The 11,161-nt window shown below is 75.8% G+C and carries 14 protein-coding genes; 2 read left to right on the forward strand and 12 right to left on the reverse strand.

Translation table 11 applies throughout. From position 1 onward, the window contains the following. The coding region (locus PYV61_RS12990) for a M14 family metallopeptidase (RefSeq protein WP_275832156.1) at nt 1-1,950 on the forward strand (1,950 nt) is incomplete at its 5' end. Between the two features lie 7 nt (nt 1,951-1,957). Beyond that, the gene (locus tag PYV61_RS12995) at nt 1,958-2,350 is read left to right on the forward strand and encodes a holo-ACP synthase (protein ID WP_275832157.1); all 393 of its coding nucleotides are present in this window, start codon (nt 1,958-1,960) and stop codon (nt 2,348-2,350) included. Between the two features lie 118 nt (nt 2,351-2,468). On the opposite strand, the gene PYV61_RS13000 is transcribed toward PYV61_RS12995, so the two are convergent. The 12 genes from PYV61_RS13000 to PYV61_RS13055 form a co-directional block, all read right to left on the reverse strand. Next, entirely contained in the window at nt 2,469-3,191 is a 723-nt protein-coding gene (locus PYV61_RS13000; RefSeq protein WP_275832159.1) for an RES family NAD+ phosphorylase, read from the reverse strand. Further along, nucleotides 3,188-3,601: an MbcA/ParS/Xre antitoxin family protein gene (locus tag PYV61_RS13005; protein WP_275832161.1), complete on the reverse strand. Its 414-nt coding sequence runs from the start codon at nt 3,599-3,601 to the stop codon at nt 3,188-3,190. The genes PYV61_RS13000 and PYV61_RS13005 overlap by 4 nt, the downstream gene beginning before the upstream one ends. A 94-nt stretch (nt 3,602-3,695) precedes the next feature. Next, the gene (locus PYV61_RS13010) at nt 3,696-4,451 is read right to left on the reverse strand and encodes an MBL fold metallo-hydrolase (protein WP_275832163.1); all 756 of its coding nucleotides are present in this window, start codon (nt 4,449-4,451) and stop codon (nt 3,696-3,698) included. Further along, nucleotides 4,448-4,612 (reverse strand): FeoB-associated Cys-rich membrane protein, encoded by a 165-nt coding sequence (locus PYV61_RS13015; protein ID WP_275832165.1) that lies wholly within the window; start codon nt 4,610-4,612, stop codon nt 4,448-4,450. Before PYV61_RS13015 ends, PYV61_RS13010 begins: the two co-directional genes overlap by 4 nt. Nucleotides 4,613-4,616: 4 nt before the next feature. After that, nucleotides 4,617-6,821, reverse strand: coding sequence for a ferrous iron transport protein B (feoB, locus tag PYV61_RS13020; protein WP_275832166.1), 2,205 nt, complete (start codon nt 6,819-6,821; stop codon nt 4,617-4,619). A gap of 2 nt (nt 6,822-6,823) precedes the next feature. Beyond that, nucleotides 6,824-7,159 (reverse strand): FeoA family protein, encoded by a 336-nt coding sequence (locus tag PYV61_RS13025; RefSeq protein WP_275832167.1) that lies wholly within the window; start codon nt 7,157-7,159, stop codon nt 6,824-6,826. Between the two features lie 113 nt (nt 7,160-7,272). Further along, nucleotides 7,273-8,208, reverse strand: coding sequence for a prolipoprotein diacylglyceryl transferase family protein (locus PYV61_RS13030; RefSeq protein ID WP_275832168.1), 936 nt, complete (start codon nt 8,206-8,208; stop codon nt 7,273-7,275). Nucleotides 8,209-8,251: 43 nt separating this feature from the next. Further along, nucleotides 8,252-9,349, reverse strand: a complete 1,098-nt coding sequence (gene tsaD, locus PYV61_RS13035; RefSeq protein ID WP_275832169.1) for a tRNA (adenosine(37)-N6)-threonylcarbamoyltransferase complex transferase subunit TsaD — start codon at nt 9,347-9,349, stop codon at nt 8,252-8,254. Continuing rightward, nucleotides 9,346-9,516: a hypothetical protein gene (locus tag PYV61_RS13040; protein ID WP_275832170.1), complete on the reverse strand. Its 171-nt coding sequence runs from the start codon at nt 9,514-9,516 to the stop codon at nt 9,346-9,348. The genes tsaD and PYV61_RS13040 overlap by 4 nt, the downstream gene beginning before the upstream one ends. Before the next feature lies 1 nt (nt 9,517). Further along, a complete protein-coding gene (locus PYV61_RS13045; RefSeq protein ID WP_275832171.1) occupies nt 9,518-10,072 on the reverse strand; it encodes a TlpA disulfide reductase family protein in 555 nt (184 codons plus the stop codon). After that, a complete protein-coding gene (gene rpe, locus PYV61_RS13050) occupies nt 10,069-10,734 on the reverse strand; it encodes a ribulose-phosphate 3-epimerase (protein WP_275832172.1) in 666 nt (221 codons plus the stop codon). Before rpe ends, PYV61_RS13045 begins: the two co-directional genes overlap by 4 nt. Nucleotides 10,735-10,813: 79 nt before the next feature. After that, on the reverse strand, nt 10,814-11,092 hold the full coding sequence (locus PYV61_RS13055) for a PASTA domain-containing protein (protein ID WP_275832173.1): 279 nt from the start codon (nt 11,090-11,092) through the stop codon (nt 10,814-10,816). Nucleotides 11,093-11,161: the final 69 nt, after the last annotated feature.

The following is an 11,161-nucleotide window of genomic DNA, read 5'->3' on the forward strand; positions in this document are numbered from 1 at the left end:
GCCGACGCGCGCGCCGGCGGGGCCGCGCGCGCGGCGGCCGAGGCGGCACAGGTGCGCATCTTCCGCCCGTACGACGACCCGGCGCGCGGCGTGCCCGCCTTCCTCGACTCGCTGGCGCGCGCGAGCGGCGGACGCGTGCGCCTCGACACGCTCGGCACGACCGCCGAGGGGCGCCCGGTCCTCGCCGCCAAGGTGGGGCCGGCGGGGGACGACCCGCGGCGCGCGAACGTGGTCTTCCTCGCCACCTACCACGCGCGCGAGTGGGCGGCGACGGAGATGGCGCTGCGGCTGCTGCGGCACCTCGCCGCGCCGCCGGCGGGCGACGCGCGCCTCGACTCGCTGCTGCAGCGGCGCGACGTGTGGGTCGTCCCCGTCGTGAACCCCGACGGCTACCAGTACTCGCACACCACCGACCGCCTCTGGCGGAAGAACCGGCGCCAGTTCGGCGTGCTCGCGGGGCGCCCGGTGGTCGGCGTGGACCTGAACCGCAACCACTCGGTGCGGTGGGGCGTCGACGACGTGGGCTCGTCGCCCGACCCGCGCACCGAGGTGTACCGCGGCCCGTCGGCGGCCTCGGAGCCCGAGGTGCAGGCGATCGAGCGCTTCCACGCGCGGCACCCGCCCGTCGTCGCGGTGAGCTACCACACCTACGCCGGGCTGCTGCTGTATCCCGAGGGGTGGCGCTACGGCCTCCTGCCCGGCGACCTGTCGGTGTACCGCGCGCTGGCCGGCACCGACGAGCGCCCCGCGGTGCGCGACCGCCTGCCGGGCGCGCCGTTCGGCTACCAGCGCCCGGAGCCGTCGTGGCAGCTGTACCCCACCAACGGCGAGTACACCGACTTCGCGTCGGTCGCGCACGGCACGCTCGCCTTCACCCCCGAGATCTCCAGCGGGATGGAGGGGGCGACGTTCTACGGCTTCGAGTTTCCCGAGGACGAGGCGCGGCTGCGCACGCTGTTCGAGGACAACCTCCCGTTCGCGCTCGACGCCATCGAGGCGGCGGGCGACCCGCTCCGCTGGCGCTCGCCGACCACGGGCTACGGCGTGCCGCGCGTCGCGCTCGAGTCGGCGACGCCCACGGTGCGCGCGCGCGCCGTCGGCGCGCCGGCCGCCCCCACGGTCGACGGGGCGCCGCGCCGCGCGGCCGACGACGCGGTGGGGGGGCGCCACCAGCGCCGCACCGTGAGCGACACGCTCGCGGCGCGCCTCGCCGAGCTGACGGTGCGCGCGGGGCGCGACAGCCTGCGCGCGCACGTGGTGCTGGCCGGCGGCGCCGAGCCGGCCGACACCGGGTGGACGCCCCGCGGCTTCACGCTCGACGGCGGGGCCAACTCCGGGCGCGCGGCGTGGCGGTCGATCGGGAGCGGCGCGCTGCGCTCCCCCGCCGTGCGCGTCCCCGACGACGTCGACACGGTGACGGTCGCGCTCTGGTCGCGCCACTTCGGCGACGCCTTCGGCCCGTCGCGCGTGGGGACGGTGTGGCTGTCGCGCGACGGCGGGCAGACGTTCCCCGAGCGCGTGATGACGCTGGCCGGCGACGCGCCGGTCTACTACCCGGAGAGCCGCGAGGTCGCCGGCGTGCGCGGCGCCGCGCTGGCGCTCGAGCTGCGCGCGCAGGGGCTGCTGTGGGAGGTCGACGACGTCGCGGTCGCGGCGCACCTCCCGCGCGTCGCGCCGCCGCCCGGCACGGTGGTCGCCTTCTCACCGTCGGAGAACCCGGTGCGCGGCGACCGCGTGCGCTTCACCTGGCCCTTCCTCGGCGCGGCGGGGGACGTGCTGGTCTACGACCTCACGGGGCGCCTGGTGTGGCGCGGCGCCGCCGACGGCGCGTCCGACGAGGTGGCCTGGTCGCTCGACGAGCGCGTCGCCAACGGCGCCTTCCTCGTGCTGGCGCGCGCCGGCGGGCAGTCGCGCCGCCAGACGCTGTACGTGCTGCGCGCCGGCCGATGAGGGACGCGTGATCGTCGGCGTCGGGCTCGACCTCGTCGACATCGCGCGCGTCGCGCGCCTGCTCGAGGACAAAGCCGAGCGCGCGATGGCACGCCTGTTCACCAAGGGCGAGGCCGCCTACGCCGCCCGCCGCGCCGAGCCCGCGCGCCACCTCGCCGCGCGCTTCGCCGCCAAGGAGGCCGCCTACAAGGCGCTCGCCGGCACCGAGCACGCGCGCGGCATCGGCTGGCGCGACATCGAGGTCGTCGTCGAGTGGGACGGCCGGCCGACGCTGCGCCTGCACGGGCGGGCCGCGGAACGCGCGGCGGAGCTGGGGGTGGTGCGGATGCATCTGTCGCTCACGCACGCGGACACTACGGCGGCGGCGGTCGTCGTCCTGGAGGCGGACAGCCCGGGATAGAGCGGGAGTCGTGACTGCGGGAGTCACCAAAGCGGGAGTCGCTACCGCGCAGTGCGCCGTTACGACTCCCGCTCTTTCGACTCCCGCAGTCACGACTCCCGCAGTTCAGCGGTCGAAGCTACCCCCGGCGAGGCCGCCAATCCCGCTTCTCGTACACGTCCGCGATCCGCGCCCCGTCCCACCGGTACGTCAGGTGCAGCGACTGGCGGCACTGCGCGACGGCGCGCGGGCGGAGGACGGCGGCGCACTCGCCGCCCGGGTGGCGCACGCTGTCGTAGGCGATCCCCCACGAGCCGGCGGCGCGCGCCGCGCGGCCGAACGCCTGCGACGCGCCGTAGTCGTCGGGGCGGTAGAGGGCGGGGAACTCCGCGGCCAGCCCGCGCACGTCGTGCAGCTCGACGTCGAGCGTCGCCACCAGCACGCGCATGTCGAGCTCCATCGGCGGCTCGCGCGTCGCGGCCAGGAAGCGCGCGCGGTGGTACGTCGTCTCGGCGACCGCGGTCTCCAGCGTGCGCGCCGCGTAGTAGGCGCCGAAGGTGCCGTCGGAGAAGCGGCCGCCCGGCGGCGCCACGTGCGTGAACGGCGCCATCACGTACCCCGCGCCCGGCCCCGTCACGCGCTCCTCGGGCGGCACCAGCGACAGCTCGCCGACCTCGGCGCGCACGCGGTCGTCGGTCAGCGCCTCGACCGCGAAGACCGCGTCCAGGTCGGCCGGGTCGGCGACGCGCTCGAACAGGTTGATGGGCGGGAAGCGGCTGGGGACCACCCGGTAGCACGGCTTCCACCGCACCGCCGTCACGGGGACCTCGGCCGGCGTCGGGACGCCGGCGGCGCGGCTCACGGCCAGCCGCCGCGCTGGGCGTCGAGGTACTGCCGCACGACGAACAGGTCGCCGACGTTCCCCGACAGCATCCGGTCTAGGGCCGAGCGCCCGCCGAACGGCGGCGCCGCGTTGGGGCGGCGGATCCACTGGTCCGCGCGCGCCGCGTCGGGGAAGAGGATCTGCAGCGCCTTGTAGATGCCGAACACGTACGAGACGCGCTCCAGCACGTCGCGCGGCAGCCGCCCCACGCTCCCCTCGCGCCACTTGTAGAACGTCGACCGCGGCGGCCCGCCCAGCAGCGTCATCTGCTCGCCCGGCGTCAGCCGCCACACGTCGGCGATCCGGAAGAACGTCCGCAGCGCGGGAGCGGAGAGCGCATCGGGAGCCTCGGGGTCTGGGCGGCCGGGGACCGCCGGCTGGACGGGCATGCGTTCTCCACGGTTGGACGATGGTGCAAGATGTGTCCAACCCGGGACGCGCATCAATCCCGAACGTACACCGAAGATCGCCCGGAGTCCAGCCCTACCCGCCCAGTCGGCGCCACGTCGCCGGGTCCGCGGGGGCGCAGCGCGCGTGCGCGGTGCACACGGCCCGCACCACGTGGGGCGCGACGGCCGCGCGCAGCCGGGCCAGCGAGCGCCGCGCCGCCCCCGCGTCGTCGGAGAAGCCGCGGCGGGCGGGGCGGTGCCGGCCGTCGAGCGGGCCGTGCGACGCCCCGTCGCCGACGAGCAGGACGCCGCCCACCAGCCACGCCACGCTCCCCGCCGTGTGCCCCGGCAGCGCGAAGGCGCGCACCGTGTCGCGCCCGAACACCAGCGCCGTGTCGCCGGCCACCTCGCGCACCCGCACGCGCGCGTCGGGGAGGTCGGGGCGCCGCAGGCGGTCGGCGAGTCGCGGGATCCACCCGCGGTGCGGGGTCCGGCCGGCGAGCCGCGCCGCCTCGCCGGCGCCCACGTGGAACGGCGCGTGCGCGACGGCCCGCCACGCCCCCACGTGGTCGCGGTGCGCGTGCGTCAGCAGCACCGCCACCACGTCGCGCCGCGTGGCCCCCAGCGACGCCAGCGCCCCGTCCAGCGCCCGCTCGGCGCCGCGCCAGCCGAGGTCCACGACGACGACGCCGGCGTCGGTGCGCGCGGCCAAGATGAGGCTCGCGTTGGCGCCGTTCGTGGTCGCGACGGCGGTGGTCGGGGTGACCAGCGTCCGCACCCCGTCGCGCACGCCGTGCGCGCACCCGGCGCACGCGAGGGCCAGCGCCGCCGCGGCGGCGCCGCGCCTCACGTCTTGGACCAGTCCCGCGTCCCGGCGTTCGCGTCGCCGCACCCGCAGTCCGACGCGCACGCCGCGTCCTTGCGCGGCCGCAGCGCCGCCCACGCGCGCCGCCCCACGAAGGCGAGCGCCGCGGCGACGATCAGCAGGACGACCAGCGTCTGTGCGTCCATCGACTCACCCCCAGCCGAGCAGCCGGCCGCCCTGGTAGACGACGAACGCCGCGCCCCAGGCCAGCGCCAGCATGTAGGCGAACTGCACCCCCGCCCAGCGCCACCCCACGCGCCCACCCCCCGCCTCGCGGACGGTGACGGCCATCGTGCTGATGCACATCAGCGCGTAGACGTAGAACACCATCAGCCCGATCGCCACCAGCGGCGTGTACGTCGCGCGCCCGGTCTCCGGGTCGCGCTCGGCGCGCAGCCGGTCGGGGAGCGCCGCCTCGCCCTCGCTGCCGACGCCGTAGATCGTCCCCATCGTGCTGACGAACACCTCGCGCGCCGCGAAGCTGGCGGCGATCGAGACGCCGATCTTCCAGTCGTAGCCGAGCGGGCGCACCGCCGGCTCGATCGCGTGGCCGACGCGCCCGAGGAACGAGCGCTCCAGCTGCTGCTCCTGCTGCGCCGCCTCGGGGAGCGACGCGTCGGGCGTCGTCTTCGGGTACGTCGCCATCGCCCACAGCACGATCGACAGCGCGAGGATCACCGTGCCCGCGCGCCGCACGAACAGCGACGCGCGCCCGTACACGCCGATCGCCAGGCTCTTCGCGCTCGGCCAGCGGTATTGCGGCAGCTCGAGGATCATCGGGCGCGCCGGGCCGCGCAGCAGCGTGCGCTTGAACAGCGCCGCCACGCCGAGCGCGGTGACCGTGCCGAGGAAGTACATCCCGAGCATCGTCACGCCCTGCAGCGTCAGCGCGCCGCCGAGCACCGCGACCGGCGGCACGAAGGCGCCGATCAGCAGCGCGTACACGGGGAGGCGCGCCGAGCAGCTCATGAGCGGCACGACCATGATCGTCGCCAGCCGGTCCTTCTCGTTCTCCACCGTGCGCGCGGCCATGATGCCGGGGACGGCGCACGCGTATCCCGACAGCATCGGGATGAAGCTCTTGCCGTGCAGCCCGACGCGGCGCATCAGCCCGTCCATGAGGAACGCGGCGCGCGCCATGTAGCCGCTGTCCTCGAGGAAGCCGATGAAGAGGAAGAGCAGCGCGATCTGCGGCAGGAACACCAGCACGCCGCCGACGCCGGCGATGACGCCGTCGACCACCAGCGAGTTCAGGTCGCCCGGCGGCAGCAGGGCGCCGACGCGCCCGCCCAGCCACGTCATCCCCCCCTCGATCGCGTCCTGCAGCGGCGTCGCCCAGGTGAAGATCGACTGGAAGACGAGCGCCATCAGCGCGACGAAGATCGCCGGCCCCCACACGCGGTGCAGCACCACGGCGTCGACGCGGTCGGTGGCGGTGCGGCCGCGGGGCGCGCGGCGCGTCACGCAGCGCGCGAGCACGCCGCCGATCCACCCGTAGCGCAGCTCCGCCTCCAGTCGCTCGGGCACCAGCCCGGCGTCGGCGATGGCCGCGCGCGCGCGCGCCAGCAGCGCCGGCAGCTCGGCCACGTCGGCGAGATGCGCCTCCGGGTGCGCGACGCCGAGCAGGCGCAGCGCCTCCATGCGCGCCGCCGACGGCGGGAGCCCCGCATCCTCGAGGCGCGCCGCGACCGGCGCCAGCGCCGACTCGGCGGCCTCGGGGAGCGCGAACCGGCGTCCGTCGGCCGGCAGCGCGGGCGCCTGCGCGATGGCGCGGCGCAGCGCCTCGATCCCCTCGCCGCGCTTGGCGACGGTGGGCACCACCGCGACGCCCAGCTCGTGGATCAGCTCCGGGACGTCGATCGTGATCCCGGCCGCCGTCGCGGCGTCGAACTGGTTGAGCGCCACGACCACCGGCAGCCCCAGCTCGAGCACCTGGCTCGCCAGGAACAGGTTCCGCTCGAGGTGCTGGGCGTCGGCGACCACCACCACCACGTCGGGGAGGGGCACGTCGCGCCCGCGCCCGATCAGCACCTCGAGGGCGATCGCCTCGTCGGGGGAGCCGGCGGAGAGCGAGTAGCTCCCCGGCAGGTCGAGGAGCAGGGCCGCGTGCCCGTCGGGGGTGCGGAAGCGCCCCTCGTGCCGCTCGACGGTGACGCCGGCGAAGTTGCCGACCCGCTGCCGCAGCCCGGTGAGGGCGTTGAACAGCGTCGTCTTGCCGGTGTTCGGGTTGCCGACCAGGGCGACCCGCAGAGGGCGGGCGGGGGCGGCCGTCGGGGCCGCGCTGCTCCCTCCGCCGCCGATGCTCCCGGGGTGCCGCGCGCCGAGGTCGCCCGCCGCGAGGGGCGGGGAGGCCACCGTCAGCCCGCCGCGTGCGGCTGGACGGTGATGCCGGCGGTGAGCGCGCGCCCGAGCGCCAGGCGCGTCCCGCGCACGTCGAGCAGCATCGCGTGCCGGGCGTCGACCACGTCGACCTGCGTCCCCTCGCTGAAGCCGAGGGCGCGGAGGCGGCACGCCTCCTGGTGGCCGCAGCACAGGGCCAGCACGGTCGCGCGGGCGCCGGGGGCGCAGGCGGCCAGCGGGCAGGCGCCCGGCGGCGTCGCGGCCGCCGGGTCCGTCGCGCTCGACGACGCGTCGGCCGACACGACGGTCAGCGGACGGGCGGGGCGGGACCGGCGGGCGAACAGGCTCAGCACGGGGCGGCGCTCACGGGACGGGGCGCCATCCGGAGGGATTCCGGACCGCGCCCCGACAATCTGACACCCGTGCACAAAGCCGTCAATCGCACTCGGGATTCCCCGGCGCCCGCTCAGGCGGGCGCGGCCGCGGCGCGGGGCGTCGTGCCGCCCCCGGTGCCCGCGTGGATCCCGGGCGCCCCCGGGCCCGGCGTCCGCCGGACGATCATGACCACCACGCCGATGACGGCGATCGCGATCGCGATGATCTGCGCCGAGGTCAGGCCGACGATCAGCTGGTCGTCCTTGGCCCGGAAGAACTCGACGATGAAGCGCTCGACCCCGGCCAGCACGCAGTAGACCCCGAACAGCCACCCCTCGGCGTGCGCGTGGTCGCGCAGGCGCCACAGGATGAGGAACATCACGAACCCCATCGCCGTCTCGTACAACTGCGTGGGGTGGACGGCGATCACCTCGGCGGGGCTGGTGCCGGCCGGCATCTGGATGCCGAACAGGTCGCGCATGTTGGCCGCCGTCGACGGCGGGGCGCCCTGCGGGAAGGTGAAGGCGAGCGGCCCGCCCCAGGGGCGCCCGTAGTCGTCGCCGACCGCGAAGCACCCGGTGCGCCCGACCGCGTAGCCGCCCGCGATCGCGATCCCGGCCACGTCGGCGTAGCGCGCGAACGACAGCTTCTTCCGCTTGATGGTCAGGAAGCAGAGGGCGACGGAGCCCATGAAGCCGCCCCAGAACACGAAGCCGCCGCGGCTGAAGATCGCGCCCGGGTCGCCGGTCAGCACGACGAAGTAGAGCTTCGCGCCGATCAGGAAGCCGAGCAGCGCCGCGAAGACGACGTCGGGGGTGGTCTGCGAGTACAGGTCGTGCCCGCGCCGCGTCAGCTCGCGCATCACGACGACCTGCGACAGCCAGAACGCCGCGAGCACCGCCAGCCCGAAGCCGGTGAGCTGCAGCGGCCCGATGTCGATCGAGAACGGGGCGTGGACGTAGGGGGCGGCGAGCATCATGAACGGGAGGGGGCGAGCGTCGAGCGTCCAGCGTCGAGGGAACAACATACCCGGCCGGGGGAGGGGGCGCCCCGCGCGGACCGGCGCGACGCTACCCGCTCGACGCTCGACGCTCCCCCGACAGCCCGGGGATGGGGAGCGCCGCGTACGCGTTCAGCGACAGGTCGGCCGTCTCCCCCCGCTCCAGCCGGAAGAGCCCCGCCCGGGCGATCATGGCGGCGTTGTCGGTGGCCAGCCGCGGGGTGGGGGCGAAGACGGCGGCGCCGCGCGGCTCGAGCCGGCGGCGCATCGCGGCGACCAGCGCGCCGTTGCACGCCACGCCCCCGCCGAGCACCACGCGCGTGCGGCCGTGGGCGCGCGCGGCGCGGTAGGTCTTCTCGACCAGCGTCTCGACCAGCGCGTCCTGGAAGTCGCGCGCGATCCCCGCCCGCTCCGCGTCGAGCGCGCCCCGCCGCTCGGCGTCGCGCACGGCGTGCAGCACCGCCGTCTTGAGCCCGCTGAACGACACGTCGTAGTAGTCGGCGTCGTCGGGCGCCTGGTTGGCGCGCAGCATCGGGCGGGCGAAGCGCGGCTTGCCGCCGCGCGGCGGGGGCGCGGTGCGCGCCAGCGCCTCGACGTGGCGCCCGCCGGGGTAGGGGAGGCCGAGCAGCTTCGCGACCTTGTCGAACGCCTCGCCGGCCGCGTCGTCGCGCGTCGCGCCGAGTTGGCGGTACTCCCCCCACGCCGCGACGTCGAGCAGCAGCGTGTGCCCGCCGGACACCAGCAGGGCGGTGAAGGGCGGCACCGCGTCCGGGTGCTCCAGCGCGGTCGCGAAGAGGTGCCCCTCCATGTGGTGCGCGCCGACCACCGGCACGCCGGCGGCGTGGGCGAGCGCCTTCCCGTAGCTGACGCCGACCAGCAGCGCGCCGACCAGCCCCGGCGCGTGCGTCACCGCCACCGCGTCGAGGTCGCGCGGGCCGAGTCCCGCGTCGTCCAGCGCGCGGCGCACCACGGGGACCACGCTCGTCAGGTGCGCGCGGCTCGCCAGCTCGGGGACCACGCCGCCGAACAGCGCGTGCACGTCCTGCGACAGGATCACCAGCGACCGCAGCGCCACGTCGTCGCCGCGCCCCGCCACCACCGCCGCCGACGTCTCGTCGCACGACGTCTCGATGCCGAGCACGCGCAGCGGGCGGCCGCCCCGGCTCACGGCGTCGCCTCGGCGGTCGTGCCGGCGGCCGCCTCGCGCGCCGCCTCGACCACCGAGGAGTCGTGCGTCGCCCGCTCCAGGTGCACGGTCAGCCAGAGCACGACCGCCAGCACCACCGCGAGCAGCGCCGCCGCGCCGCGGCCGAGCGTCCAGTCCTCGCGCGACACGTCAGCGGCCCGCGGCCGCCTCGGCCAGCAGCTGCGTGACCAGGGCGCGGTTCTCGGGCGAGTTCCAGTCCTGCGCGTACGCCTTCTTGCGCACCGTGCCGTCGGCGCCGATCACGAAGTTCTCGGGGACGCCGGTGGTCGCGTACGTCTTCTGGATCCGCCCCTCGGGGTCGTGCCAGACGTCGAAGGTGAGCCCGAACTCCTTCACGAAGTCGCGCACCTTCTGCTCGGCGCCCGCGTCGTCGATGCTGACGGCGACGATCTTGAAGCCGCGCGGCGCGAAGTCCTTGTAGAGCGCCTGCATGCTCGGCATCTCCTCGCGGCACGGCGGGCACCAGGTGGCCCACACGTTCACGAGGACGACCTGCCCCTCGTAGTCGGCGAGCGACACGGGCTTGGGCGTCGGGTCGAGCGTGACGGCGGCGAACGCCGGCGCGCGGCTCCCCACCTCGACCGAGTACAGCTCGTCGCCGAGGAAGCGGGTGGCGGCGAACAGCCCCGCCGCCAGCACGGCGACGACGATGCCGACGACGGTCCACTGCCCGCGCGCGGTCACGCGACCTCCAGCGCGGCGCGCTTCAGGGCCCCGATCTCGGCCTTCGGGTCGGCGGCGCCGAACACCGCCGCGCCGGCCACGTAGGTGTCGGCGCCGGCGCGCGTGCAGCGCAGGATCGTGTCGCGCGTGATCCCGCCGTCGACCTCCAGCCGCGCGCGGCTGCCGGCCGCGTCGAGCATGCGGCGCGCGCGCGCGATGCGGTCCACGCTGTACTCCAGGAAGCGCTGCCCGCCGAAGCCGGGGTTCACGCTCATGATCAGCAGCAGGTCGATCTCGCCCACGACCTCCTCCACCATCGCCAGCGGGGTCGCCGGGTTCAGGGTCACGCCGGCCTTGCACCCCAGCTCGCGGATGCGCGCCAGCTGCCGGTCGAGGTGCGGCGCCGTCTCCACGTGGATCGTGAGGATCGACGCGCCGGCCCTCGCGAAGTCGTCGAAGTAGCGTTCGGGCTCGACGACCATGAGGTGCACGTCGAGCGGCAGGTCGCTGCACCGCCGCGCCGCCTCGATCACCTTGGCGCCGAACGTCAGGTTGGGAACGAACCGCCCGTCCATGACGTCGACGTGCAGCATGTCGGCGCCGCCGGCCTCGCACATGGCGATGTCGTCGGCGAGTCGGGCGAAGTCGGCGCTGAGGAGGGACGGGGCGATCTGGACGGGCATCGTGAGTTCCGCTGCGGGCTGCGGGCTGCGGAAGGGCACCGATGGCTCTTCCGCAGCCCGCAGCCCGCAGCATCTGAGTTCAGGGCTCCACGGCGACGTCGATGGTCACCGTGCTCCCCTTCGGCTTGCGCGTCGTCGCCACCGGGGACTGCCGGACGACGGTATTGGGCGGGACGGAGGCGTTCGGGCGCTGCTCGCCGAGCTGCACGACGAAGCCGGACTCGGAGAGCGTGGAGCGCGCGTCGGTGTCGAGCATCCCGACCACGTTCGGCACCGGGCGGTCGCTCGGCACCAGCGCGGTCGGGAGGATGAACAGGTACACGATCAGGTACCCGATCACGAACCCCGACGCCGCCACCACCGCGAACGGGAGCGCGCCGCGGGCGAGGGCGCGCTAGCGGGGCGCGCGCGGCGCGGCGGGCGTCGG

Source organism: Roseisolibacter sp. H3M3-2 (assembly GCF_029211165.1).
Lineage (GTDB): Bacteria > Gemmatimonadota > Gemmatimonadetes > Gemmatimonadales > Gemmatimonadaceae > Roseisolibacter.

Bases quoted from the DNA above. Each gene is read 5' to 3' on its own strand.
- rpe (WP_275832172.1), bottom strand. From the start codon at position 10,734: ATGCCCGTCCAGATCGCCCCGTCCCTCCTCAGCGCCGACTTCGCCCGA.
- PYV61_RS13030 (WP_275832168.1), bottom strand. From the start codon at position 8,208: ATGTTGTTCCCTCGACGCTGGACGCTCGACGCTCGCCCCCTCCCGTTC.
- PYV61_RS13015 (WP_275832165.1), bottom strand. From the start codon at position 4,612: ATGGACGCACAGACGCTGGTCGTCCTGCTGATCGTCGCCGCGGCGCTC.
- PYV61_RS13005 (WP_275832161.1), bottom strand. From the start codon at position 3,601: ATGCCCGTCCAGCCGGCGGTCCCCGGCCGCCCAGACCCCGAGGCTCCC.